The 25,362-nt window shown below is 64.7% G+C and carries 21 protein-coding genes; 18 read left to right on the top strand and 3 right to left on the bottom strand.

Translation table 11 applies throughout. The features are described from left to right. Positions 1-253 precede the first annotated feature (253 nt). Positions 254-5,137 carry a DEAD/DEAH box helicase gene (locus ABZ738_RS30335; RefSeq protein ID WP_357218862.1) on the top strand — a complete coding sequence of 1,628 codons (4,884 nt, stop codon included), beginning with the start codon at positions 254-256 and terminating at the stop codon, positions 5,135-5,137. Between the two features lie 128 nt (positions 5,138-5,265). Here the strand turns inward: ABZ738_RS30335 and ABZ738_RS30340 are convergent, their stop codons facing one another. Both ABZ738_RS30340 and ABZ738_RS30345 read right to left on the bottom strand, forming a co-directional pair. Further along, positions 5,266-6,201, bottom strand: a complete 936-nt coding sequence (locus tag ABZ738_RS30340) for an inositol monophosphatase family protein (protein WP_357218865.1) — start codon at positions 6,199-6,201, stop codon at positions 5,266-5,268. A 17-nt stretch (positions 6,202-6,218) separates the two neighbouring features. Then, on the bottom strand, positions 6,219-7,289 hold the full coding sequence (locus tag ABZ738_RS30345) for a hypothetical protein (RefSeq protein WP_357218868.1): 1,071 nt from the start codon (positions 7,287-7,289) through the stop codon (positions 6,219-6,221). Between the two features lie 1,375 nt (positions 7,290-8,664). On the opposite strand from ABZ738_RS30345, the gene ABZ738_RS30350 reads away from it, so the two are divergent. From ABZ738_RS30350 to ABZ738_RS30380, 7 genes are all read left to right on the top strand, one after another. Further along, positions 8,665-9,045, top strand: a complete 381-nt coding sequence (locus ABZ738_RS30350) for a hypothetical protein (RefSeq protein ID WP_357218871.1) — start codon at positions 8,665-8,667, stop codon at positions 9,043-9,045. A 113-nt stretch (positions 9,046-9,158) separates the two neighbouring features. Beyond that, complete coding sequence (locus tag ABZ738_RS30355; protein ID WP_357218874.1) at positions 9,159-9,554, top strand: hypothetical protein; 396 nt, start codon at positions 9,159-9,161, stop codon at positions 9,552-9,554. 17 nt (positions 9,555-9,571) lie between these two features. Beyond that, positions 9,572-10,477, top strand: a complete 906-nt coding sequence (locus tag ABZ738_RS30360; RefSeq protein WP_357218877.1) for a cupin domain-containing protein — start codon at positions 9,572-9,574, stop codon at positions 10,475-10,477. 367 nt (positions 10,478-10,844) lie between these two features. Continuing rightward, positions 10,845-10,997: a hypothetical protein gene (locus ABZ738_RS30365; RefSeq protein WP_357218880.1), complete on the top strand. Its 153-nt coding sequence runs from the start codon at positions 10,845-10,847 to the stop codon at positions 10,995-10,997. A 26-nt stretch (positions 10,998-11,023) separates the two neighbouring features. Next, on the top strand, positions 11,024-11,464 hold the full coding sequence (locus ABZ738_RS30370) for a helix-turn-helix transcriptional regulator (protein WP_357218883.1): 441 nt from the start codon (positions 11,024-11,026) through the stop codon (positions 11,462-11,464). A gap of 88 nt (positions 11,465-11,552) precedes the next feature. After that, entirely contained in the window at positions 11,553-12,023 is a 471-nt protein-coding gene (locus ABZ738_RS30375) for a hypothetical protein (RefSeq protein ID WP_357218886.1), read from the top strand. Beyond that, positions 12,020-12,271, top strand: coding sequence for a hypothetical protein (locus tag ABZ738_RS30380; protein ID WP_357218889.1), 252 nt, complete (start codon positions 12,020-12,022; stop codon positions 12,269-12,271). Before ABZ738_RS30375 ends, ABZ738_RS30380 begins: the two co-directional genes overlap by 4 nt. Here the strand turns inward: ABZ738_RS30380 and ABZ738_RS30385 are convergent. Continuing rightward, a complete protein-coding gene (locus ABZ738_RS30385) occupies positions 12,268-12,513 on the bottom strand; it encodes a GntR family transcriptional regulator (RefSeq protein WP_357218892.1) in 246 nt (81 codons plus the stop codon). The genes ABZ738_RS30380 and ABZ738_RS30385 overlap by 4 nt on opposite strands. A gap of 288 nt (positions 12,514-12,801) precedes the next feature. On the opposite strand from ABZ738_RS30385, the gene ABZ738_RS30390 reads away from it, so the two are divergent. The 10 genes from ABZ738_RS30390 to ABZ738_RS30435 all read left to right on the top strand — a co-directional run bounded on the left by ABZ738_RS30390 (position 12,802) and on the right by ABZ738_RS30435 (position 25,284). Beyond that, a complete protein-coding gene (locus tag ABZ738_RS30390) occupies positions 12,802-13,860 on the top strand; it encodes an ABC transporter substrate-binding protein (protein WP_357218895.1) in 1,059 nt (352 codons plus the stop codon). Between the two features lie 92 nt (positions 13,861-13,952). Further along, a complete protein-coding gene (locus ABZ738_RS30395; protein WP_357218898.1) occupies positions 13,953-14,666 on the top strand; it encodes an ABC transporter permease subunit in 714 nt (237 codons plus the stop codon). Positions 14,667-14,737: 71 nt separating this feature from the next. Then, the gene (locus ABZ738_RS30400; protein ID WP_357218901.1) at positions 14,738-15,541 is read left to right on the top strand and encodes a class I SAM-dependent methyltransferase; all 804 of its coding nucleotides are present in this window, start codon (positions 14,738-14,740) and stop codon (positions 15,539-15,541) included. Positions 15,542-15,572: 31 nt separating this feature from the next. After that, positions 15,573-15,695 carry a hypothetical protein gene (locus ABZ738_RS30405; RefSeq protein WP_357218904.1) on the top strand — a complete coding sequence of 41 codons (123 nt, stop codon included), beginning with the start codon at positions 15,573-15,575 and terminating at the stop codon, positions 15,693-15,695. A 92-nt stretch (positions 15,696-15,787) separates the two neighbouring features. Beyond that, a complete protein-coding gene (locus ABZ738_RS30410; RefSeq protein ID WP_357218907.1) occupies positions 15,788-16,684 on the top strand; it encodes a trypsin-like serine protease in 897 nt (298 codons plus the stop codon). A gap of 251 nt (positions 16,685-16,935) precedes the next feature. Beyond that, positions 16,936-17,850 carry an endonuclease/exonuclease/phosphatase family protein gene (locus ABZ738_RS30415; protein WP_357218910.1) on the top strand — a complete coding sequence of 305 codons (915 nt, stop codon included), beginning with the start codon at positions 16,936-16,938 and terminating at the stop codon, positions 17,848-17,850. Between the two features lie 362 nt (positions 17,851-18,212). Further along, the gene (locus ABZ738_RS30420; protein ID WP_357218913.1) at positions 18,213-18,821 is read left to right on the top strand and encodes a class I SAM-dependent methyltransferase; all 609 of its coding nucleotides are present in this window, start codon (positions 18,213-18,215) and stop codon (positions 18,819-18,821) included. Positions 18,822-20,259: 1,438 nt separating this feature from the next. Continuing rightward, positions 20,260-21,306 (top strand): hypothetical protein, encoded by a 1,047-nt coding sequence (locus tag ABZ738_RS30425; RefSeq protein ID WP_357218916.1) that lies wholly within the window; start codon positions 20,260-20,262, stop codon positions 21,304-21,306. Between the two features lie 611 nt (positions 21,307-21,917). Beyond that, on the top strand, positions 21,918-23,768 hold the full coding sequence (locus tag ABZ738_RS30430) for an Hsp70 family protein (RefSeq protein ID WP_357218919.1): 1,851 nt from the start codon (positions 21,918-21,920) through the stop codon (positions 23,766-23,768). Between the two features lie 64 nt (positions 23,769-23,832). Further along, positions 23,833-25,284 carry a hypothetical protein gene (locus tag ABZ738_RS30435; RefSeq protein ID WP_357218921.1) on the top strand — a complete coding sequence of 484 codons (1,452 nt, stop codon included), beginning with the start codon at positions 23,833-23,835 and terminating at the stop codon, positions 25,282-25,284. The last annotated feature ends 78 nt before the right edge of the window (positions 25,285-25,362 follow it).

Consider the following 25,362-nt stretch of genomic DNA (forward strand, 5'->3'; position numbering starts at 1 on the left):
TGCTCTTCGGGCAACGACATCGACACTGAATCGCCGCAACCTTCCTCACGACTGACGGCGAGCGACCGCAACTACTCACCGCTGGTGAGTAACCGCGCGGAACGCCCACGCTGCCGCCTCGCTGGTTCCCGCTGCCTCTCGTCACTGCCGCAGGATCCCCGGCAGCGGTGGGTGACGGTAGAGTCGCGTACCTCTGGTGCTCCTTCCGGCGGGCGGACGGCCCGCCGACAACTGTGACGGGATCCGAAGCTCAGTGACGACGACCACGACCGTGCACGACGTCATCAAGGCGATCCGCGACCGCTCATCGAGCAATCGAGATCGTGGTACAGGCTTCGAGAAGTTGATGCTCCAGTACCTGAGCACAGACCCGCAGTGGACCGAGCAGTTCAGCCGGGTGTGGATGTGGGCCGACTGGCCGGGGACAGAGAGCGACAAGCGGGATGTCGGCATCGACCTGGTCGCGCAGGACCGCGAGACGGGTGGCTATTGCGCCATCCAGTGCAAGTTCTACGAGCCGCACCACACCGTTGAGAAGGCGGACATCGACTCCTTCTTCACCGCCTCCGGCAAGGGTGGCTTCACCCGCCGTCTGATCATCTCGACGACCGACAAGTGGAACGTTCACGCTGAGGCGGCGCTCGCCGGTCAGCAGGTTCCGGTCACGCGGATCGGGCTCGACGAGATCGCGCAGAGCCCCGTGCAGTGGCACATTCCCAGCCTCGATGACCGCGTCGAGATGACGCTGCGGAAGAAGCATGATCTCCGCCCCCATCAGCGTGAGGCGATTGACGACGTCTTCGTCCGTTTTGCCGGACACAACCGTGGCAAGCTAATCATGGCGTGCGGCACCGGCAAGACGTTCACTAGCCTGAAGATCGCCGAACGGTTACAGCGCGAGCGCGCGGTCGCTGGAGAGGCGGAGCGCACCACCGTGCTTTTCCTGGTTCCCTCCATCGCCCTGCTATCGCAGAGCCTGCGCGAATGGTCGTACGAGTCCGAGGTGACGCTGCGGGCGTTCGCGGTGTGCTCTGACACGAAGGTCGGCAAGCAGCGGACTGCCACGGGCGACGATAACGACATGGCCACCTACGACCTGGCCCTGCCCGCCACCACTGACCCGGACCGCCTGATCGAGCAGATGGCCAGGGTTGAGGCTGAGCCGGGGTTGACCGTGGTCTTCTCCACCTACCAGTCCATCGGAACCGTCGCGGCGGCCCAGCGCAAGGGCCTGTCCCGCTTTGACCTGATCTTGTGCGACGAGGCACACCGCACGACCGGCGTCACGCTGGCCGGCCATGACGAGTCGTCGTTCGTCCGAGTCCACGACGACACGTATCTCGGCGGCGACCGCCGCCTCTACATGACCGCAACTCCGCGGATCTACAACGAGGACACCAAGTCCGAAGCGAGGAACGCGGACGCGTTGCTGGCCTCAATGGACGACGAAACGACGTACGGTCCTGAGTTCCACCGATTGGGCTTCGGGAAAGCCGTCGGGCGGGGTCTGCTCACCGATTACAAGGTTCTTATCCTCACCGTGGACGAGGGCCGGGTCGCCAAGACTCTGCAGCAGGGTCTTGCCGGTGGGGACTCTGAACTGAGACTCGACGACGCGGCGAAGATCATCGGCTGCTGGAACGCGATGGCGAAACGGACCGGTACGTTCGCAGACGGCTCCGGGTTCGCCGAGGGCGAGGCACCCATGAAACGGGCCGTTGCATTCGCTCGCTCGATCGCCGACTCCACGGCGATCGCGAAGCGTTTCACCGAAGTGGTCGACGCCTATGACGACGCCGACGACGAGGTGCTGCGCTGCGAGGTCGAGCACGTCGACGGCACGTTTAACACGCTGCGCCGCAACAAGCTGCTGGACTGGCTGAACCAGGACCCAGGCCCGGCCAGCGCCCGCATCCTGTCCAACGCCCGTTGCCTCTCCGAGGGCGTAGACGTGCCGAGCCTGGATGCCGTCCTCTTCCTCCACCCCCGCAACTCGGTCGTGGACGTCGTTCAATCCGTCGGCCGGGTGATGCGCCGCGCAGATGGTAAGAAATACGGGTACATCATCCTGCCGGTCGCCATCCCGGCAGGCATGGCGCCCGAGAAGGCGCTCGCCGACAACCAGCGCTTCAAGACAGTGTGGCAGGTTCTCCAGGCGCTGCGCGCCCACGACGACCGCTTCAATGCGACCGTTAATCAGATTGAGCTGAACAAGAACAAGCCCGATAACAAGATCGGCATCGGCAGCGTCGGCCCGGGTGATGAGTCGGTCGGGGACCGCGACGGATCGAGCACGGCCGCCAGTGGCGAGGCTGCGAAGGCGAAGGAAGCCCAGAGCGCCAAGCACATCCAGGAGGCGCTCTTCTCGGTCACCGACTGGCGAGAGGCGATCTACGCCCGCATCGTCGACAAGGTCGGCCAGCGGCAGTACTGGGAGGACTGGGCTCGCGACATCGCCCAGATCGCCGACCGTCACGGCACCCGCATCAAGGCCGCCCTGACGCTGCCCGAGAAGCGAATCGCCTTCGAGGAGTTCCTCAGCGAGCTACGCCTCAACATCAACCCCGGCGTCAACGAGATTGACGCCATCGACATGCTGGCCCAACACATCGTCACCAAGCCGGTCTTCGACGCGCTATTCAAGGACTACGGCTTCGCCGAGCAAAACCCAGTCTCAAAGGCCATGCAGCGCATGCTCGACATCCTCGACGACCAAGGCCTTGACGCCGAAAGCAAGAAGCTCGACGATTTCTATCAATCAGTACGCGTGCGCGCCGAAGGTATCGACAACCACGAGGGCCGCCAGCGCGTCATTGTCGAGTTGTACGACAAGTTCTTCAAGACCGCCCTGCCAAAGACCGCCGACGCCCTCGGCATCGTCTACACCCCCGTCGAGGTCGTCGACTTCATTATCCGCGCGAGCGAACAGGCGTTGAGTAAGCACTTCGGTCGCTCGCTGTCGGACGAAGGCGTCCAGATCATCGACCCGTTCGCCGGCACCGGCACCTTTCCGGTCCGACTCCTCCAGTCCGGGTTCATCAAGCCAAAAGACCTGCTTCGTAAATACACGAGCGAACTGCATGCCAACGAGATCGTGCTGCTCGCCTACTACATCGCCGCCGTCAACATCGAGGCCGCGTTCCACGATCTGGTCGGCGGCGACTACCGCCCCTTCGAGGGAATCGTACTGACGGACACCTTCCAGCTCGCCGAAGGCACGGCCAAGCTGGACGGACTCGACGTCCTCGAGGGCAACAGCGAACGCGCCAAGAAGCAACAGAAGCAAAAACTTACCGTCGTCGTTGGCAACCCTCCCTACTCAGTAGGGCAGGACAGTCAGAACGACAACAACCAAAACTTGAAGTACGAGGTTCTCGACGGGCGCATCAAGCAGACGTACGCCGCCCTCTCGACTGCCACGAACAAAAATTCGCTATACGACTCCTACATCAGAGCTATTCGTTGGGCCTCTGACCGCATCGACAACGAGGGAGTCGTGGCCTTCGTGTCAAATGGTGGCTACATCGACGGTAACACTGCGGATGGCCTACGGAAATCGCTGGTCGCCGAATTTGATACCATTTACTGCTACAACCTTCGAGGCAACCAGCGCACCGCCGGCGAGCTATCTCGCCGCGAAGGTGGCAAGATCTTCGGATCCGGCAGCAGGAACACCGTTGCCATTCTGATCCTAATCAAGGGCGGCAAAGAAGTTGCAGCCGCTGTTGAGTGCAATCTGCACTACCGGGACGTCGGAGAGTACCTTAGCCGCGAAGACAAGCTACGCATCGTTAGTTCGCAAAGCCTTGAGACGGTCGAGTGGACCAGGTTGGAACCGAACGCGGCTGGCGACTGGATCAACCAGCGAGACGAACGGTTTGCAACGTTCCGCCTAATAAGCCAGAAGAGCAAAACGCATCGCGCTAGTTCGATCTTTGACACCTACTCAAGTGGCATCAAGAGCGGACGCGATCCTTGGGTCTACAACTTCTCGGAGACCAAGCTTCGGGACAACATCCAGTCGATGATTGACTTTTACAACCAGCAAGTCGATAAGTTCGCAGAGTATCGCGATGCGTCGGGCATGAAGAAACTGACGCCGGCGCACGTCGACGCCATTATCGATCTTGACGCTAGGAAGATCAGCTGGAACGAGGCAGACAGGGGCAGGATTCACAAGGGTGATCGCTACACCTTCGATCCAGCTTCCGTCCGGGCCGCAATTTACCGCCCATTCTCCAAGCAGTGGATATACTTCAACCAACGCCTGAACCAAAGAACTTACCAGTTGCCAACATTGTTTCCGACCCCAGAGCACAAGAATCTCGGCTTTTACAACGCCGGAAGCGGGTCAGCCGTTCCGTTCTCTGTTCTAATGACCGACGCTCTACCCGACCTTCACGTAACGGGCGCAGGCAGCGGAGGGCAATTTTTTCCGCGCTACGCCTATCGCGAAATAGATACTGCCGGCGATCTTTTCGCCGCTTTCGGGCAATCAGCTCAATATGAACGCGTTGACAACATCACCGACTCTGCCCTTCATGATTATCGGAAGGTGCACGGCGACCCGGAAATAACGAAGGACGACATTTTCTACTACACCTATGGGCTACTGCACTCGCCCGAGTACCGGGAACGGTTCGCGGCCGACCTGAAAAAGTCCCTGCCCCGCATCCCGATGGTCGTCGATTTCTACGGCTTCGCCGAGAGTGGACGGAGGCTCGCCGATCTACACATCGGCTACGAGCTGACGGAACCACATCCCGGCATCGTCGAGACGGCTGCGGGAGACGTGTCTAGGACTCCACTCGACCAGTTGTACCGAGTGAGCAAGATGAAGTTTGCCAGGACCAAGGGCGCGGTGGATCGATCGACGATCCTTTACAACCACCGAATCGCCCTCAGCAACATTCCCGAGAAGGCGTACCGCTACCAGCTCGGTGCCCGTTCGGCCATCGAGTGGATCATCGAGCGGTACCAGGTCAAGACCGATAAGGATTCAGGCATCGTCAACGACCCAAACGACTGGTCTGACGATCCGCGCTACGTGGTGGATCTGATCAAGAGAGTCGTGACCGTCAGCCTGGAAACCATAAAGATAGTAGACGCTTTGCCCGATTTGGATTTCTTGGGTTAGCGGTGCCGAAGGGGTGCATCATCAACAAGGCATCGCGACGGCAACCAACGAGCCGTCTGGGCTACACCGAGTGGACCGAGCTGCGATGGTGAGCCAACCAGGCGCCACCAGCGAGCACCTAGCGGCAGTTATTCAGGTAGGTCGAGGTGGAGCAGGATCTCCTGAGCCAACTCATAGCTGCCGGCGGCAACAAACTTCTGCCTTCGGTTCATCGCGTGTGCAATGTCTGCCAGCGTGTTGAAATTATAGTCGAGTGGAATTGGCTTACCTGCAAGATCGAGCACGGTGCCGCCCGCTGAGTGTAAGATGTAGTGCCCCGGAGCCAAATCCCATATCGCGAATCCTTTCGCAAACTCCAGTACACCTTCGGTGAATCCTGCGGCGACGTGACAAAGGCTTACCGAGCCAAAATCTACCCCTACCCTGCCGCGGCGTTTGCCATCCTCAGTCGGGCGGTCCAGGGCACTCATTAGACGCTCCTGCCGACTCAGCGGGAGAAAGCGCTCGCCGGGCCGCATGAGAAAGTTCGTGAGCAGCGATTCTGACAGATTCTTCTGGGCTCGCTGACGCAGTGCGTGACAGCCACCATCTGTCGTGTAGGCGTAAGCCCAGTCCTTCCCGTCGTCGTGTCGGGCCGCGAGGTAGAGCCGGACGTGGTGGTAGATATCCCCGACTATCGACACAATCGGCCGCGCTAGCGCTCGCGAGTAGATCATTACGTGCGTGTATCCAAGAAGTCCCCGCACGGCCAGCTCGCTCGTGTCGAGCGGGTCGACAAGGACGCACAGATCCGGATCTCTCTCGTTGCCTACTATTTGCGGGTCGGCTTCTTCGGAGGCGTATATGAATGATTCTATGTGGCGACTCATGAGCTCGCGATACCGATCATGCATCCGCATGTCGTGAACCGACAGAAAATTGTCCGAGTGGCGCGCGTTGTGACTCTCGCCGACCCTTCCCGAAAAGGCGGCCTCCATTAGTTTGGGGCGAATCTCAAGCATGAGCGTCTCCACTACATTCGCCGTGCGCTTGGCAAGCTCAGGCAAGTGGGTTGCGTCGTTCATGGCGCCTCCGTGGATGATCAACGCAGTTCGAGGGGTGGCTCAATGCCGGGCGGGCTCATCGTTGCGGCTATGAACACTGCCGAAAAGCCGGCAGCTCGCATTATCTGTGCGCCAGTGAGATCGTCGAAGCTTGCCACTTCCAACTCTGATCCCTTGGTCATCGCGCCGAATACTGCAAAATAGAGCAAGGCACCTGGGTATCTACGCCGAACCTCGCTGGCGATTATTCCAACCACGTCCGCATGCTTGACTTCGAAGTCGCAAATGAGGATCGAAGGAGCTTCGCCGGCCTCAGGATAAGAGGAAGTTGGGTCGAGGGTGATGCTATCGCGCACCTTGTTGCAACGGAGGTAGCCTATAGAGCAGCGCGAAAACTGGGCGGACGCCAGGAAGGTAGCCATCACCAAGCCTGCCTCGTTGACGCCAAAGCAGATATCTATCTCAAGACGTCTTCCCAGGTTCTTGATCTGCCTAGTAAGCCGCTCGATTCCAAATCCAAAAGTCTCCCAGTTAAGATCTAGAAGATTTCCCGGTTGGGGGTTCGGCAGCGAGAAGGCGCAGATCTCAGGGTTTCCGTAATCAACGGTAGGGGCGACGAGGTTAAAGTCGGGGCCGATGACCTGACTTTGGGTGCCGATCTGTCGGTCGACATTAACGGCTCGACCCATGGCTGGATGCGGAAATTCACTCGTTCTCGCTGTGAACCTCTTTAGTGAAATCTGATCCTCTGGCGGCAGCCGCTCGTATGCCTCTGAGATCAGATCGCTCGGCGAGATGTTCTCGGCAGCGACTCCGAGCGGACCCCGTCCATATGCTTCGGCAAGCACTAGAAGGCTAGAGAAGGTCGGTGGAGATCCCGCTCCCCGGCTGCGTGCCCACGTTTCCCACGCGTTGATGGTTGTTCCGCCGAGAGTTGTCTGATGCCCGGTCACTTCGTTATAGCGCAGCGCCGCTTGGTCCTGGGAAAGCCCTGCCGCATATCGGTATGCCTGAATACTGGGAACCTCTGGGTGCAGGCTCATCAGCTTGGTGGCTACCGTCTTCACCGATGCCGTTTTCTGCCATAGCTCCTTGCCGAGGCGAGCCATCTCGCGACCGCGCGACTGAGGGCTGACGGCTCGGCCAGTAGATGCAGGGGTTGTGCCCATGTTGCTCCCTCCTGGCAGGTGCCGGTTGCTGGCGACGGGCGATGTTCTAACGCACCATACCCATTGTGGTGGGCAAGACGGGCGTACGGATGCGTTTGTGCTGGTCAAGGTTGCCCACAAGCTAGTCCAGACATGGCCATTGGAACAGGTGCGTCCCGCATGCGCGAGCTGGGAGCCTGTCCTCCACGCCGTTGTCGGTTACACGGTTCAGGGACGGCGAATCCAAGCAGGCGTGGCTGCATGAAGGGCGGATGCGGTGGGCGTGGTGGTTGGGATGGTCGGCATCGACGACCGTGGACTAGTGCGCCCGCGCGGACTGCGGCATGGACGTGTCAAGCATCGCACCTGGCCTGAGGAAGTTCTGGTGGCGCGCCGGCCCTCATATGACGCGGACGAGAGAAGGGTGGCAAGGAGATGCGTCGGGTGAAGTGGTTTCTTCCGGCCGACGACCGGCCCTTTGATCCTGTTGGCCGCATCCTCTCCTCAAGCAGAGCCACCAGGGTATCCCTTGAAGCAGGTGCGGAAGTTCCGAAGGCGGCCCAGATTGCGCTCGGCAAGCATGTGGACCAACGCATGCGTCCGCAGACGAGCCGCGACCACGGCGTCCCGGCTCCATGCGTAGTGGTGGTTCGGCGCCTTGGGGCCACTGAGGTGATGGCCAGGCCAGCGCTGCCTCCTAGAGGTCGTCGCCCCAGGGCGGGTCGGCGCGATGTCTGATCTGAGGCTTTCACTGGCGGTCACCCTTGCCGCGCATGGCCGCGCCGCCAAACACTCCTGTTCATTCACGAAGGCCCGCAGCGTGTGGGTTCTCCCGCAGCAGGTTGCACCGATGTTCGTTTCATCGCTTGGGCAGTTGCTCGCAAGCCCTGTCGTCCCGGCTGGTCGGCGTACGGCACACGCCGTGTTGGGCCGGATGCATCGGCGTCGTGGGTTCTTGCCGTATCACGGGACTGTTGTTGCGGCTGCGATGGTCGACACTGTGCGGCGGTTCGCGGGTGCGAGCTGGGTGCCGGCATTGGAGAACAAACAGAGTGGTCAGGATCGGCGCCGTTCCGAGCGCGGTGTCGTAGGCGGCCACGAAGCCGCATGTCGGTGGCCGCTAACCGGATTCGACCCTGGCGATTTCCGACTGACCAACCGGAGGGTCCGTCCGGACAAAGCGTCGCTGGTCGCTGACATAGACGTCGCGGCTAGTGGCCTGCGGAAGTCCGCTGGGGCTGCGGTGGTCCCGGCCACCCGAGCGCGCACTTTCCCTGGTGCGTGCGTGCAGTGGTGGCCACGGCAGCCCCACCAGCAGTCATCGGGAGGGGTGAGCGTGCGAGTCGACCTGGACGTGCCAAAGGCCACCATTCTGTTCCTGCTCCCGGCGGCGCTGCAACACGGCGCGGGGACCGAATCCCCGCATAGCGGCATTCCCGAAGGGAAGACGATCATGGATCAGGGCAAACCTCCGGGCAGTAACCCGGGCGCGGACGACCTGTACGCGGGCGACATCTCCAACGTCAGCCTCCGGCGACTGTGCGGTGGGGGAATCACCAACACGATGGAGAGCTGCGTGGCGGCTGGAGTCCACCCGAACGACCCGAACGCCATCATCATCGGAGACTCGAAGCTGGGCGCCGACTCACCGCTGCTGGTCTTCAAACGCGGCGAGCTGGACAACTTCTTCGCCGCTTACCAGGCCGGCGAGATCTGATCGACCCGGGCTGGTCGCGCAGCGCGCGGCCAGCCCTCATTTCTGGGGGCATAGTGACGAGCAGCTTGCAGCATCACTGGCACGGGTACGGGCCGTGGACAGGCCGGCATGAAATGTTCGACCGCAAGCACGACCACGAACGCTCACCGGGGCGGGATCTCAGTTCCGCGCAGGCGGTGGCGTTCGTCCAAGCCACGATTCCATCGATCGAGACGGGCCACTACCTGCTGCGTCGGTCGCAGACCGCCCGGGAGCGCACCTGGTCGGACGTGGATGGCGCGCTGGGCTGGCTGGCGGAGACGTACGCCAAGCACCCGCCGGACCGGACGTTGAGCTACCTGCCCCAGGAAGCACGGCTGCATCACACCCGCACCGGTCTGATGGCCGGCAGCGACGCCGTGTGGCACTACACCACCAGCGTCGGAGCCGACCGGGTGATCGTGTACGTGGTGATCTGCTGCCCGCATCGCCACCACACCCGCACCCCGTGTCCCCTCCCACCGCACTGAAACTTTGGGAGATACCTATGTCCCTCGAACTGCTCCTCGGGTCCGAAGCCGCCCATGATCTTGTCGCGGCGTGGCCCGACCGCCCTTACACGCTTACGCTGCCCGGCGACAGCCCGATCGGCCGGGTGATCAGCGCGCAGACGATCCGGGGGTTCCTGGACACTGGCTGCGCGCCGAGTGCCTACGTCAACGTGTTCCATCGAGGCGAAGGGCTGCACCCGGCGCGGTACAGTTCCGATGACCGGGTGTTGCCGGCCTCCGCGCAGGTGCTGTTGGACAAGGGATGCACTTTTCAGTTGCGGGAGCTGAATCGATGGCACCCGCCGTTGGGCGTCTTGTGCGCGGGCATTCAGGCCGAGACTGGCTGCGCGGGTTACGTCACCGCTTTCATCACGCCGCCCGGCCATCAAGGGTTGGACTACCACTGGGACCAGTACCTCAGCATCGTCGTGCAGTTGGAAGGGTCGAAGACCTGGGAGCTGTGGAAGCCGAGAGTCGACGCGCCTTACCGTGACCACTCCATGTCGACCGACCTGTGGCAGGACGAGTGGGTTGCGCAGTGGACGCAAGCCGGCCCGGACCACGAGTTCGAGCTGACCGCTGGTGACGTGCTGGTGTTGCCGCGAGGGTGGGTACACAATCCGCACTCGCGGAACGCTTCTGAGGGCAGCGTGCACCTGACCTTCGTGTTGAAGGAGCGGGTGCCTCAATGGGTGGCCGAGCGGCTGATCGGCAGTGCGATCAACGATGTCCGCTTCCGTGCCGTCATTCCGCCGTCAGGTCTTGATCCGGCGCAGATGCCGGAAACGATCAAGGGCGTGCGGGCTTTGGTGATCGACTACCTCAACGGGCTCAACGTCGAGGAGATGGTGCCGGCGTTGCGGCACGCCGCCGAGAAGGAAACGAGCCACGCCACCCTGTGACCTGTGGCGTTGTCGGCTGTCCGGGGGCGAACCAGGCCGGGAGTGGGGATCACTGACACCCCTGCCGCCAAACTCTCCGCGCTTGGAAACTGGCGCCGACCATTCCAATCGTGCCCGATCTGCCACGTCCCCGGCTGTGAGGCACGAACCACCGCCGTCGACTTCCTCATCATCGTCGGCGCGGTGCTACAGCAAGGAAGAAGGAGCGACGAGGATGTCTCCGCCTCCAGTGGTCAGTCCGGTGCAGCGGCGGTCTGATGAGATAGCCGCCAGCTGCGCCTACGAGCCGGGGGCTCTGGTCTGGGTGTGGGCGCCACGCGACGCGCGGTGGTGTCCCGGCCGTATCGAGAACCGGTCTGCTGTCGCGGTGCTGGCAACGTACCGGCGTCCCGGTGGTGCCACCGGTGTCGACTCGGTGTTGCCGCGTGACGTGATGGCGCGTACCGATCCTGACCCGATCTTCGACCGGGTCGACGGTGCGCTGCCGCTCCGGTCGGTGGCGTCGGCCGTCCCAGCATGATCACCTCGTGACGGACGGAGCAGCGGATGGATCATCCCGACTTCAATGGGCTGCACGCTAAGTTGACCAGCATTGACGATGTCGTGCAGGCGATCGTGTGCCTCATTGCCGATCCACCCGGCGACCAGGCGGCGTTGCGGAAGCAGGTGCGCGGGCTGGTTGAGCAGGGTCGTCGGTTGCCTCGTGTGGTGCCTGGTCAGGAGTTGCGTGGTTACCGGCACGAGCTTCAGCGGATGCGTCGCGCTCGTGGCCTCACCGGCCGTCAGGTCGCGGCCGAGGCAGGCTGGGCGACCTCGAAGGTCTACCGCATCGAGCAGGGGCAGTGCGGCATCAGCGTGACGGACATGCGGTTCTTGGCGCGCCTGTACGGCGCGGACGAGGCGACGGTGCGGCGGCTCGTGGACGAGTCGCGGCAGGGCTGGACCATCGGTCGACGCCTGCCGAACCGCACCCACGCGCTGACCTGATCGGCCACCCGCGCACCGGCGCGTTCACGGTGCCGCAGGGCGTGACGAACGAAGACCCCACCGACTGATGGCAAGAGGAGTACCGACGATGCCTTCCACCCTCGTTGCCAGTCCGTCGCAGGGCGACGCGCGGTGGTGTCCCGGCCAGATCGATGCCAGCTCGCCGTTCGCGGTGCTGGTGACCTACCGGCGTCCCGGTGGCGGCGCTGCCGTCGATTCGGTGCCGCCGTCCCTTCTACGGACAGGACTACAGCAGATGGACCATCCGGACTGGTGTGACCCGAGCCAGTGCATCCCTGGCAGTAGGGTATTCGACCCGGCGGCGCCGCCGCCAGCGCACCGGGGCCCTCTCTACGCCTGCTCGCCGCTGCCGGGCAGGCAGGGGCCGACGGTCGCCGCGCAACTGGTGCGGTTCGTCGAGGATCCCGACGGGGTCCTGTTCGCTCGCCTGCTGGTGGGCGACGGCGTTGACGGCAGCGACTCCTACTACCTGCCGGTGCGGCAGGCCGAGGAGTTGACCACCGCGTTGGTGAAGATCTTGCGCACAGCACGGTCATGACAGCCGAGGGCGGCGAGGATGACGCCGTCAGGCGGGTGGTGCTGGCGGTCCCGCACGGTGGCAGCACCGTGTACGTGCGGGTGGACTACGCGAGCCTCGTCTACGGGGCGACGGTGGAGGTCGCCGGTTGGCGGCTGTCCACCGTCACCGGTGGACCTGTGGCACGTCTGTGGGCGAGCTTCGATGTCAGGGAGCTACCCGGTATGCTCGTCAACCTCGACGCCGGCACGTGGAAGCCGCCGGCCTAGTCGTCCGTGCCCGTCTCGGCGACGTACACGCCGCGCCCCTGGTGGCCTTGCAGGATGCCCCGTTCCTGTAGCCGGGAGAGGGCTTGACGCACTGTGTGCGCAGCGCAGGCGTACTGCTCGCGCAGCTCGGCGGTGGAGGGGATTTTCTCCCCGGGCTTGAGGTCGCCGCGCTCGATGGCTGCCTCCAGGTCACGCATGATGCGCCGGTAGACCGGCTCGGCCGGTTGGGATGGTGCAGGCATTGTGATCTTGTCCCCTTGCGTAGGTGGCCCTATGGCACCACAGCCAACCTGCGCAAGCAAGACGACCAAGTCGGCATAGGCAGACATTACTTGTACGCCTATGTTGACTTGTACGGCATAGCTGCATATTGTTCGCGTCGGCCCACCGCCCCGGCCCTTGCGGAGGAAAGCGGGATTCAGGCGCGGAACGGGTCACGTCCTGCTCTCCCCACCCACCTGCGGCATACCCCCCGTGAGCTGGGTCGGGTGGGGAGAGCAGTCCATCCCCAAACCCCGTCGGCTCGCGCTATGCGCGAGTCGCGCTTCTACCTGAGCGAGGCACCCATGGGCATCACTCGTCGCCGCCTGGCCACCACCGGAGCCGCCGTCTTGGCCGGCACCGTCCTGACCACCGTCACCGGCTGCGCCCGAGACAGGACCAACAGCTCCACCACCGACAAAATCCGGGTTCTGACGGGGGCGGGTTTCCAGGGCCGGGAGGCGCCGCTGCTGGTGGCGCGGGCGCAGGGGTGGTTCCGGGAGGAGGGACTCGATGTGGAGGTGCTGCCGGGTAAGGGCAGTGGGGAGAACCTGAAGCTGTTGGCCGCCGGTGAGGTCGATGTCGCGACGTTGGATGTCAGTGCGGCGATGATCGAGGCGAGTAAGCCCGACGGGATCCGTGACTTCCGGCTGACCACGGTGTTGCACCAGCGGAACCTGGCCTGCTTCGTCGCACTACGGTCGAGCGGAATCAGGGTGCCCCGCGACTTCGAGGGTAAGCGGTTGTCGTACCTGCCGGGCGGGATCAACTACGTGCTGTTCCCGACGTACGCCCGGCTGGCGGGCTTCGACCCGTCCCGGGTGACGTGGGTCGGTAATCCGGTGGCGCCGCAGCACGCGGCGTTGCTCGCTGCGCGGCAGGTCGACGCGATCAGTCAGTTCGTGCCGGCGGTGGAGTCGGTGCGGTCGGTGGCCAAGCAGGACCTGGTGGTGTTCCCGTTCAGCGACTACATCGGTGATCTCCACGGGTCGGCGATGGCGGTGTCCACGCAGACCGGGCAGCGGCGTGCCGATGTCGTCCGCCGCTTCAACCGGGCCCTGCTGGCCGGGTTGGACTACTGCATACGAAACCCGGAGGCGGCCGGCGCGGTGTATGCCGGGCAGCCGGAGACGCAGGGTCAGCAGGCTGCCCTCGCCACCGCCGAGCTGACCGCGTTAAAGGGCTACGTCACGCCGGTCACCGACGGGCAGATGGGCCACTTCGACCTCGGCCGAGTAGCCCGCAACATCGCGATCCTGCACGCCGCCGGTGCCCTCGGCCGGGGACTGACGCCGGACGACATCATCACCCCCGTCCTCGCCGGCTGACCCAGGGCCCTGGACCTGTGACACCTCTCCTGTACCAAGTTGCCGGTCGCCTCAGAGCGGCCATAGAGAATGCTGTCGCGCCGCTGGCGGGCATGGTCGGACTGGTCGCCGTGTGGTGGGCGGGCGTCGAGCTACTGGACGTGGCCCCGTACGTGGTACCGGCACCACCAGCGGTCGCCGCCGCCATCCGGGACCAACCCGGCTACCTGCTGCACCACGCAGGCGTCACCCTCGCCACCGCGATGGCCGGCTACGCCCTGGCCATCACCACCGCCCTGACACTCGGGATCGTCCTGGCGATGTCCCGCCCTCTCGCCCAGGCGGTGACACCGACCCTGCTGATCCTCAGCACCATCCCGAAACCCGCCCTGGTCCCGGTCCTGATCATCGCGCTCGGATTCGGCACCGGCCCGAAGATCGTCCTGGTCTGGCTGATGTGTTTCCTCCCGATCGCACTGGCGACCACCGCCGGACTCACCACCACCCCAACCGAGCTGGTCGAACTGGCCCGATCCCTCACCGCCTCCCGCTGGCGAACCTTCACCACAATCCGCCTCCCGGCTGCCCTGCCGCACCTGTTCAACGGGCTTCGGATCGCGTTGCCACTGGCCCTGATCGGCGCCGTCGTCAGTGAGTTGTTCGGCGGGCTCGGCGGGCTCGGTGTCGTCATCCAGAACGCTGGCACCCGCGCCGACCTCGCGTTCGCCGCCATCACCCTGCTCGCCGCGATGAGCACCGCCCTGTTCGGGCTCCTGACCGTCACCTGCCGTGCAGCGGCCCCGTGGGTCCGCGACACCACCGCCTGACCATCGCGGCCCGTCCGCGCCCCGGTACCGCCCTGCCGCCAACCCCTAACGCTCACCATGGAGAGATAACCGTGTCTGAGTCCACGTACCTGTTCCACGACACCACCGGCACGCGCCCGGCCAACGCGATGATGCTGAACGCCCTGGCCGACTTGTACGACCCGTTCTCCCGGCGGCGACTCCGCGAAGCCGGAGTCCGGCCTGACGCGCGATGCCTCGTCGTTGCTGCCGGCCGCAGCCGCGTCGCCGCGATCCTCGCGGAAATGGCCCCCCAGGGCGAGGTCATCGCCACCGACATCGACCTGTCCCCCTGCCGCCGCCACCCCCGCGTCACCCTGCTGGAACACAACATCGTCACCGACCCTCTGCCCGGCGGCATGTTCGACCTCATCCACGTCCGCCTGCTCCTGGGACACCTGCCCGCCGACCACCGCGAGACGGTCCTCACCGCGCTCGTCAACGCGCTCACGCCCGGCGGTCTGCTGTTCGTGGAGGAGTTCGAAGCGACCTGGCAGACCTCCGTGCTGTCCGCCCCGAACCTCGACGACGCCGACCGCCTCTTCACCGTCTACCACCATGCCTTCCAGGCGGCCCTCATCGAGTCCGGCAACGACCCTCGCTGGGGCCGCCGCGCGCACCACGCGCTGCGCCGCCGCGGCCTGACCGTCGACACCAGAGGCGACACGGGCACCTGGACCGGCGGCAGCCCCGCATGCCTCCTACCCCACGCCACCACCGAGGTCATCCGCCCCCGGCTCATCGCCGCCGGCATGCCACCTGCCGACATCGACAGCTTCCGACAACTGCTCCACCACCGCAGCCTGGTCGTCAAGAGCAACCTCGCGCTGTCCCACATCGGACGCCACGCCGGCTGACAACCACCGCCATCCGGAGCTGGAAGCCCTCGTGTTGATCCTCGCCATCGCCTGCGCCGTCCTGCTGGCAGAACACCACTCCTGGCTCACCCAGACCGCCACCCTCATCCGCTTCACCATCACGGTCGTCCTGAAACACCTGGGCGATCTGTAACCCCACCGGGCACCCCCGCGCACCGCGCCACCCGAGAAGACAACCCGGCATCGTGCCGGGCCGTAAAACCAACCCCATCGAGAAAGGGCTCCATGAACCTCCTCACACGGTCGATCATCGCGGCGGTCACACTCACCGGCGTTCTCGCCGGCACGGCCGCACCGGCCTCCGCGATCGTCGGCGGGCGTAACGCCACCCAGACCTACCCCGGCGTAACGAGCATCCAGGTCGAGTTCCCCGGCCTCGGCACCGGTCTGTGCGGCGGCACCCTGATCCACCCCTCCTGGATCCTGACCGCAGCCCACTGCGTCAGCGACCAGACCGCCGCGCCCACCCCCGTCGCGATGCCCGGCCACACCATCACCGCCCGCCTCACCAGCAGCAACCGCACCACCGGCGGCCAGATCATCACCGGCAAGAAGGTCTACCTACACCCGACATGGGCATGGGGCGCGAACGCACCCACCAGCCCGATCGCAGACCTCGCCCTAGTCGAACTCACCACGCCGGCACGAGCACCACTGATGCCACTGGCCCTGCGCCCCGCGCCCGAGCAGAGCCCCGTCCGGCTCGTTGGGTGGGGCCTCACCCAGTTCCCACCCGCACCCGGAGCCACGCCCCCGGCCATGCTCCAGGAGCGAGACAGCCGCCGTCTCCCGGCCGCCGCCTGCGCGACCGGCATGATCGGCACCGGCGAGGTCTGCTACGACACCGGCGCCTGCTTCGGCGACTCCGGCAGCCCCGCCCTCCACAAACACACCGTCCTAGGCACCCGGCCGCTGTGGACCGCGACCGGCGTCGCCAGCCGCGAAACCACCCCCGACAACCCCTGCGACGCCCCCACCATCTACACCGACCCCACCCACAAGCCCTTTGCCACCTGGATCTACACCACGATCCTCACCCGCAAGGACCAGCCCCGCCCACCCCTGCGAGCCACAGCCACGAACAACCTCACGACCACAATGAAGATCAAGAACCTTCAATAGCCTGGCGGCAGGGACCTCCGGCCCGCCTGCCCCTGCCACACAGGGGCAGGCGGGTACCGGCAACGCCGCCGCCACGACTCGGCACTCGAATCAGCTCGCATGCATGCATGCGAGCTGCGGAGTCTCACCTCTGACGGCCTCGCGGCGACATGCCTCGCGATGGCGCAGCCCAGCGGCCCGTCTCGACCCGCGCAGTCGCGCTGAGCAGCGGCGTCAGCCGTCGCTAACCACTACGTCCGAAGGAACCGCCGATGACGCACCTGATGATCGCCACCTACAACTACGAGGCGGGCGGCTACCGCGACGGCACCTTCACCATGCAACCCCTGCAACAGACCTTCTCCACTCTCGATGTCGCGCCCGCGATCATCCTGTTCTGTGAAGCCAAGCACTACCGGCGAAACCAGCACGAAGGGCTACGCCTGGCAGAGAAAGCCCTCACCGAAGTCCTCGACGCCCCCTACACCGGACTGCTCGGCACCAGTCACCACGGCCCCATCCCGCCTGCCATCTTCTACAACGCCGACCTCGTGACCCACCTGGACTGGCCCGGCGACGACCCGCACGACCCCGACGTCTTCGCCGACAAGCGCAACGTCGGACGATTCCAGGTCAACGCCACCGGTGCCGAGTTCGGCGCCTGGGTCGCCCACTTCAACCCCCGCAGCGGCGCCGCCCGCCTGGAAGAAGCCAAACTGATCGACCGCTACGGCACCAACCCACTCCCATTCATCGGCGGCGGCGACCTCAACTCCACCGCAAGCGGAGAACACCTCCCCCAACGCGACTGGCAGACCGCCAACCACCACATCCGCACCCACAAAGGTAAACGGATCAACAACGGCACCCCCGAAGGGCAATGGAAAGCCGACACCGACGCGCTCGACCACCTCATCGGCCGATGGAACCCCACCACCAAACGCCGACTCGAAGGCTCCGGCTACCACGCCATCGCCGAACTCGCCTGGCTCGCCAACCCCGACCTCCCCATCGCACCCACCGTCATCCACAAACCCGGCGAAGGCGGCCCCGACCTCACCGACTACCTACTGGTCAACAACGCCATGCGCCCACACGTCATCACCAGCAGCTACCACGTCCACGTCCCCGACGGACCGCCGTTCCCATCCGACCACCACCTCGTCACCGCCGAAATCGACATCTGACCCGCCCCAACCGGGAGGGTCACCCGCCTGATGTCGGCGTACAGGACCGAATGCACAGGCAGGTACGCCGACGCGTACAGAGACCGACGTGCCAGACGGGCCGATGGCGCCTGCCGAGCAAACCTCCATGTCAGACGGCGGACCCACTCGACAACTACACTCCGCAACTTCCGCGTCAGTCCGATAGTGGCCGGGGCGGCTGTGACGACCGCGCCGGCCGTGCAGGTCTGATGTCCGGACGAGGCGTTCGAGTTCGATGGTCGAGGTCATGGGTGTCAACCTATGAACCGACCGCCGCCGGCCGCCTGAGCCGCCGTACTCAAGCGCACCTGAGCATCCTGCGCCAGGTCTACAGTGTCGCGGTGAGCGGACAGTCGGTACGGGATGCCTACTCGTCGAGGTCAGAGCAGTACATCGCTCTGTTCGACAGCGACTGGCAGGCCCACGTGGATGACACGGCCCTCGTCGGGGGCCACCTCGCCGGCCTGGAAGGCGCGGTGCTCGATCTCGGTTGCGGCCCCGGCCACTGGACCGCCTACCTGCATTCGCTCGGCGCCGACGTGACCGGCATCGACCTGGTCCGTGAGTTCATCGACCACGCCCGAGCGAACTTTCCCGGGCCGGAGTTCCGGCTCGGCTCGATGACCGAACTGGACGTCCCCGACCACTCGGTGGCCGGCATCCTCTCCTGGTACTCGACAATTCACCTGCCGCCCCAGGAACTGGACCACGTGCTCACCGAGTTCCGCCGGATGCTGACCCCTTCCGGCAGGTTGGTGATCGGGTTCTTCGACAGCGAAGACGAGGTGGCCGCGTTCGACCACAAGGTCCTCACTGCGTACCACTGGCCGGTGGACGAGTTCGTCGCCCTCCTGACGAAGGCCGGCTTCACCGAACTTCAGCGCCTGCAACAGCAGTTCCCGGACCGCCCGGACCGCAGGTACGCGGCCATCGCCGCAAGCGCCACCTGAGCCCGCTGCGCAGAATCCACCATCCGAAGGACACATTCGGCCTGACCGGTCTCGATCATCGTTAAGGCCGAGACACGAGTCGAACCGACGGGATAACCGGCAGTCACGGACGACAGGCCAACGCGAGATTCGCGACCGGCATCACGTGCACTCAACTCGGCACGGCCGAGCATTCGATCTACCCAGCCGCCGGTCACGTAGCGTGACGATCGGTTTAGCGGCAGATGAGGACGCCCCCAAACGTCCTGAATCATCACTGGGCGGGTTTCAGATCGCGATCTGGCCGACAGGCGCGACCGCTGCTCTATCTAGCCGGCTGATGCACTGGCACGGATGGAGCTACTACAAGCTCGACGATGCGAAGGGACGTCGTGTTAATCGCACTGCAGACGATATCGAGGCTTCGCGTCGTTACTATAGCCGCGAACGGCTTGCGCTGAAGTCCGCCAGATAGCAGCGAGAACCACTTCTCCCCGTGAGCTAGGCTGCTGGAAACATTCCACAGAAGCTGCATGTCTGACGATGCGTCCTTCGTTCCATAGTAGCGATCGACATCGGCTCCCAACTCTCGAATCATTGTTTGGTCGCCTGGAGGGTCAACAGGAGCTAGAGCAACTAGATCGGCGAGCTGATCACGGCTTTTCTCAAACTTTCTTGCTACCTGCTCGAACTCAGGGGGCGCACCTTGCGAGACGGCGTCTCGCATGGCTTTGGCACCTCTTCTCTGATCGCTCAAAAGTACGCCGAGTGTCCTTTGTACGCGTACTTCCGAGGGGTGCGGACGAATAATCCATGCTGCTTTGGCAGCCAGTACAAGAGACGGTCGGAGCATCAATAGGTGAGTGCCCCAGCCGTCATCATCTACCACGAGCCGAGCTGCGTCTCTCAGGCGTCTAATCGACGTCAAGAGTTGGATTCGAGCCACCGTGTATGAATCCAACTGCGCGGACAGCGCCCGGTCACCGGCGAAACCACTACCGGCAGAGGGGTCCTCTGGCCAGAGCGCCACCGTCGCCGACATGGCCTCCACTCGATCAAATACGTTAGTCACAGTGTGACATTGTAAGACCAACACGCGCGACCAGCCACAAAATATGCTTTACTCGGTTTCAGCGTCGGAGCCGGAGGACCACGCTCGGGCTGTCATCGGCGCGAAGGTGCGCGAATAGCAGCTTGTTGGTACCACGCCGCATACATAGCCGCCCATCTCCGGGCTGGCTCGAATCCCAGCGGCGGTAGAGGCCCAGAAAGGGCGCCCCCGCACGCCGAGGAGTGGTCGCAAGCCGAGTTTAGGTAGACCGCCCCAGCCAGGCGCGGGACCGAAAGCTCGCGAATCGCCCGATAAGCCCGGTTTGACGGGTGGCGAGTCGGCTGCGGGTTGCCGTTCAGGTAGGCTGATCGAGCTACCAGAAGTGTCTTGCATCAATAAGATGTGCAAGTGCTGGATGAAGGTGAGATTCCCGGTGAGATCGGATCAGGTCGACTTGTTCGTCGGCTGTTGTCTAATGCGCTACGGTTTCGGCTGGCCGCTGTCAGCGATACGGTTCACCTAAAAGACCTACGACACGATGCCGACCTGCTCCCTGAAGTAAGGGAGAAGGTTACTTCACTTCTGGAAGGCTTCCATCGGGATTCCCATCTAACGTATGACATTCAAGGCATTCGGGACGAAGGTGCGGACATCCTGATTAGGCTTCACAGCCCGACCGGAGCCACGCGCTTCATTTGCATTCAAGTTAAGTCTCATATCGAGCTGGACACCCATGAAGTCGTTAACAAGCTTCAACTGCAATACTCCGCCTCGGAAGACGCTTACGCCCCTTTAATGTTCTTCGTTGTCCTTGCGGCAGACATGAAGGATAAGAAACGACAGAAAATTGTGCGCGCGATACAGTCAGCATTCAAAAAGAAGAAAAATGTCGCTGTAGTCGAGCCGCAATACACGGCAACCTTCCTAGGGCTTCGCAGATCTCAGATGGACGCGTTACTCACGGATGCCTTCCGGGTTGGCGACCCCATCATCGCTGACGCTAGGAATCAATTGTCGGGAATGCGTGTCAGGGAGATCGCGCTTGCCCTAACGATTGCGTCCCATCTTGCCGCCGATGGCGCTTGGCCAAAAAGATCACATTTGCGCAACAACGACTGGCTAGAAAGGGTTTTTTCTACCGGCGCGACCAGCAAAGACATGTTCTACAGCCATGAAGGCGGCGCCGACAACTCTGGCGAAAGCGATGTTGACGTCATTCTGCGCGAGATTGTAGCCGTTGGTGATCGCCATACAGCTGAGGGCGCATTGGCAAGGCTTCTAGATGTGACTGAAGAGTTTGAGATAGCGGAGAATGAGACTATTCAGCTCCCCATTGACGGAAACCAAGCGCTTTACTGCCTGGCGCTCGAGGCTGCAGTACGTTATGAACTCGAAGGTGAGCCTCTCGTCAACTACTTGCTCGACCTGCTCTACCCTCCATCCGATTCGCAGTAAAACCTCGGCCTGGGGAACGCACTCACATCGTCAAATCCGCGCGCTGAGGAGACGGCTGGGCTCAGCAACAGCATCACCCAACGTCACCGACTGGATCACGGCCAGGCCAGCCGGCGGGTCGCCGGACGTAGACCGGACTCGGTCCCGGTGTGCACTTGCAGCCGTACCTACCTCTGAGCTCGGGGGCTGTACGCCGACACCTGGTTGCACGAGGCCGTAGGGCACCTCGCGGCCTTGCGGTGACAGGCACAGAAGGCAGCCGCATGCCTCGACGAAGCCGACTGCCTCTTCACCGCCTACAATCACGCCTTCCAAACGGCCCTTACCGAGTCCGGCAACGACCCTCGCTGGGGGCGCCGCGCGCTACGCAGCCGCAGCTGACCGTCGTTCCAAGGGGCGACACGAGCACCTAGCACTCCAATGACGCTCGCTACCGGCGGGAAGCGCGACGCCCCGGCCCACTGGCAGCAAGGTCCGGGGGACCCACGGAACGCCCCCAGGCACAGCCGTCGCCATGGCCGGGTCGGGCGCGCGCCTGCTGCCCGGAATGCCGGGAGCGGAACGTAGTTTTGCCGTGACGTGAAAGTACGATTCATGTTTGACTATGGCGCATGCAATCGGGGCAGGCACGGCTGGCAATCGATTGTGGGAGCGCCAGCACTACCGGCCTGCTGGCGTGGCCGGACGGATCGTGGTCGCCGCTGCTGTTTGAAGGCGAACCTGCGCTGCCCAGCGCGGTACTGGTCGCTGACGACGGGTCGATCCTGACGGGACAACAGGCGTGGCAGGCGGCTGTGGCGCAGCCGCAAAGGTTCGTTCCCGCCCCCCGTCGCCCTGCGGATGAGCAGGTGAGTGTGGCGGGCACGGAGGTGTCAGCGGCAGATCTGGTGGCGGCGACGCTACGCCGTGCCGTCAACGAGGCCCGGCGGGTTGCCGGCGGTGCGGTGGAGGATGTGCGGTTGGTGGTGCCGGCGGGGTGGGGGCCGCGACGTCGTACCTGGCTGCGGCATGCCGCGCATCGGGCCGGTCTGCCCCAGCCGCGTTTGGTGGAGGCGCCGGTGGCGGTGGCCTCGCACCTGCTCGCCGGAGGCGTTCCCCTGCCGGTGGGCTCGGTCATCGTGGTGTGTGACCTGGGCGGCGGCGCCGAGGTGAGCGTCCTGCGGCGCAGTCCGGTCGGCTTCGAGATCCTCTCGACTCTCGCCGATCCGGATGCTGGTGGCGATGCCATCGACCGGGCGTTGATCGCCGCCCTCTCCCCTACCCCCGCCGGTGCTGAGGCCGGTGAAGAGTTGGCGTTGACGGCGAGTGTTCGGGCGGCGAAACACGCTCTCGCCGGTCATCCTGCGGTGACGGTGCCCGTGCCGTCCGGGCCGGCGGTGGTGGTCAACAGTCTGGTGTTGGCGCAGGCGGCACGTCCGGTGTTGGAGCGGGCGGCCAGGCTGGTGCGGGAGGCGGTCGCTGCGGCGGAGGTTGACCCTGCGGCGGTGGCGGGGTTGTGGTGTACGGGTGGGACGGCGCAGATGCCGCTGGTGGCCGAGGTGATGGCGGAGACGGGTCTGGTGCCGCTGCTGGTGCAGAATCCGCCGCTCGCCGCCGCTCACGGTGCGGCCGACGCCGGTAGCCGCAGCCTGGGCGGCCGTGCGGAGGTGGTGCCGGAGCCGCTGCCGACGCTGCGGCGGGCAGTCGCGGTCACGGTGCCCGGGTTCGCGTCGCTGGCGCTGGTGTCGCACATGCTGTTCACCCCGGTATGGAGCAGTGCGGCGTTAGGCAAGTGGGCGACTTTGAACTGGGGCGAGTTGGCGATGGCGTCGGTGTTCGCGATGCTCGCCTGTCTGAGTGCGGGCACGGTCCTCGGTTCGGCGCTGGCGTCGCGCACCGACACTGGGCTGCCGTTGTCGCCGGGGGCGCAGGTCGCCACCGGCATTCTCACCGCGTCCTGGCTCGGTGTCGCCGTGGCCTGCATGTATGCGGTGGTGGGCAGCCAGTACATCGGTACCGAACTCGGTCCGTTCCTGCGCTGGTCGCTGCTGCCGATCGTGCCGATCCTGCTGGTCGCGGCGGTCCTCGCGGTGATCGCCGTGCGTCAGTGGCGCACCCCAACGGGCGGATGGTCGCAGTTCCTGGCGTTCCCCGTGTCATCGGTGGTGACCGCCACGGTCGGGATGATGGTGATTCAGTGGTCGGTGACCGCAGACCGGTGGCCGCACATGTTGGTGTGGATCGACTTCGGCGGCCGTGTCGGTGGTCTGCTGCTGGGTATCGGGGTGATCACGGCGGTGGTGTCGCGGCCGATTCTGCGGTTGGTCCTCGGCGTGCCGTTCGCGATCCTCATCGCCGCGCTGGCGAGTCAACAGACCACCGGCGTCCTGGCCGTCCTCTACGCCGCAGCAGTCGGCCTGTGGTGGCTGGGGCGGTTGTGGAGCCGCATCATCCACCCCGCCCCGATGGTGCGACCCGGATGAACCCGTCACCGCCCACGTTCCCCCGCGCCAGTCCGGCATGTGTCCTGGTCGGAGGTGGGTGAGGATGCGCTGGCCGAGGCAGATCGCGACATTATGCCTGGTCGCGGTGCTGTTGGTGGGTCCGCCGCTGCTGCTGGTGCGGGTAGTCGGTTGGCCATGGCCCGAGGGCGGACTGCGGCTGGTGGTCTGGCAGTGGATCCGCGACCCGCTGACCGAGCAGAACCTGATCCTCATGCTGGTGATCCTGGGCTGGCTGCTGTGGGCGTTCGTCGCCTACACCGTCACCGTCCGCATCGCGACGCGGATGTGGGCGGGGGTGAGGTGGCTGCGGCGCCTGCCTCTGCCCACCCCCTGGCAGGCCACCGCGACCGGAATCGCCGGCGCCGCCGCCCTCACAATCCCCACCCTTGGGACACCCTCCGCCAACGTCGACGCCACTCCGCCGACGGGGAGCAGCGGAACGCCGGCACCTGACGAGGATGAGCGTGCCGGCCTCGACGGTGGGGTCACCGTGGCGGGCGGATGGCTGCCCCGCGAGGTCGCCGACCAGGTGACCGCAGCGGCAGGACTCATGTGGCTGCGCCGCCGCCGCGCCTACCTGCCCGGCCACCCACCACAACCCGGACACCCCGACGCGGACCTCACCGCACTACCGCCCACCATCACCGCAATTCAGGCCCACCCCACCAACCTCCACCCACCCGCCACGGCGGGCCCGCCGCCTACCGCAGCCCTTTCCAAAGGACTCCCGCCCGCGGGAGTCGGAATGGTCGGGCCCGGAGCCCTGCACGCTGCTCGCGGCCTGCTCGTCACCACCCTGCTCACCGCCATCCGCGCCGACCGACAGGCCCGTGTGATCATCAGCCGAGACGCAGTAGACGTCATGCTCGGCCCGGCCGCGACACGACTAAAGCCCGGCCCGGGACTGTCGATCGCCGACGACGCCGACCACGCCGCAACGCTGCTCTCCCCGTCCACCTCGACACCAGACGAGTCCGCCACCACGGCCACCCGAACGATCATGTTCCTCAAGGACCCGCCGGACAGAAAACTCGCCGTCGCCCTCACCGACAGCACCGCCACGGCGCTCGTCCTGGAGGCCTGGTCCGACCAGAGCACCTGGTACGTCGACACCAGCGGTCACACCCACGACACCCTCGCCCCAACAACTGCCGGACCACGGGTCTGCGTGCTGGATCCGGTCGCCACCATCGACCTTCTCACCGTCACCGGTCACACCCACCCCGACACCGATCCCCCACCCCCGCCCCGGATACCGCGCCAACCCAGCCCTACGCGAACAGAAACCGATCAGCGGCTTCGAGTACGAGTACTCGGCGAACCGGCACTGCTCCTCGACGACACACCCCTACCCGTACGGCGCAGCGCCGCCCTCCACACCATCGTCCTGCTGGCCGTGCACCCCGACGGCACCGACAGCCACCACCTGGCCGAGACCCTATGGCCAGGACTACCCGCCCAACGACTGACCGGACGCCTGAGGTTCCCCCGGTAGCTCGGAGGCTTTCGATCATGCTCTGATGGAGCTGAAGGGAGTCATCCGTGGCAGCACCGAAGAAGTACCCCGATGAGC

This window comes from Micromonospora sp. NPDC047793, from assembly GCF_040642635.1.
Taxonomy (GTDB): domain Bacteria; phylum Actinomycetota; class Actinomycetes; order Mycobacteriales; family Micromonosporaceae; genus Micromonospora.

What these genes read in the sequence shown, in the direction of transcription:
- ABZ738_RS30355 (WP_357218874.1), top strand. Translation starts at nt 9,159, where the DNA reads ATGTTCGACCGCAAGCACGACCACGAACGCTCACCGGGGCGGGATCTC.
- ABZ738_RS30385 (WP_357218892.1), bottom strand. Translation starts at nt 12,513, where the DNA reads ATGCCTGCACCATCCCAACCGGCCGAGCCGGTCTACCGGCGCATCATG.
- ABZ738_RS30345 (WP_357218868.1), bottom strand. Translation starts at nt 7,289, where the DNA reads ATGGCTCGCCTCGGCAAGGAGCTATGGCAGAAAACGGCATCGGTGAAG.
- ABZ738_RS30435 (WP_357218921.1), top strand. Translation starts at nt 23,833, where the DNA reads ATGCGCTGGCCGAGGCAGATCGCGACATTATGCCTGGTCGCGGTGCTG.
- ABZ738_RS30340 (WP_357218865.1), bottom strand. Translation starts at nt 6,201, where the DNA reads ATGAACGACGCAACCCACTTGCCTGAGCTTGCCAAGCGCACGGCGAAT.
- ABZ738_RS30415 (WP_357218910.1), top strand. Translation starts at nt 16,936, where the DNA reads ATGACGCACCTGATGATCGCCACCTACAACTACGAGGCGGGCGGCTAC.
- ABZ738_RS30390 (WP_357218895.1), top strand. Translation starts at nt 12,802, where the DNA reads ATGCGCGAGTCGCGCTTCTACCTGAGCGAGGCACCCATGGGCATCACT.
- ABZ738_RS30360 (WP_357218877.1), top strand. Translation starts at nt 9,572, where the DNA reads ATGTCCCTCGAACTGCTCCTCGGGTCCGAAGCCGCCCATGATCTTGTC.
- ABZ738_RS30410 (WP_357218907.1), top strand. Translation starts at nt 15,788, where the DNA reads ATGAACCTCCTCACACGGTCGATCATCGCGGCGGTCACACTCACCGGC.
- ABZ738_RS30370 (WP_357218883.1), top strand. Translation starts at nt 11,024, where the DNA reads ATGGATCATCCCGACTTCAATGGGCTGCACGCTAAGTTGACCAGCATT.
- ABZ738_RS30375 (WP_357218886.1), top strand. Translation starts at nt 11,553, where the DNA reads ATGCCTTCCACCCTCGTTGCCAGTCCGTCGCAGGGCGACGCGCGGTGG.
- ABZ738_RS30380 (WP_357218889.1), top strand. Translation starts at nt 12,020, where the DNA reads ATGACAGCCGAGGGCGGCGAGGATGACGCCGTCAGGCGGGTGGTGCTG.
- ABZ738_RS30430 (WP_357218919.1), top strand. Translation starts at nt 21,918, where the DNA reads ATGCAATCGGGGCAGGCACGGCTGGCAATCGATTGTGGGAGCGCCAGC.
- ABZ738_RS30395 (WP_357218898.1), top strand. Translation starts at nt 13,953, where the DNA reads ATGGTCGGACTGGTCGCCGTGTGGTGGGCGGGCGTCGAGCTACTGGAC.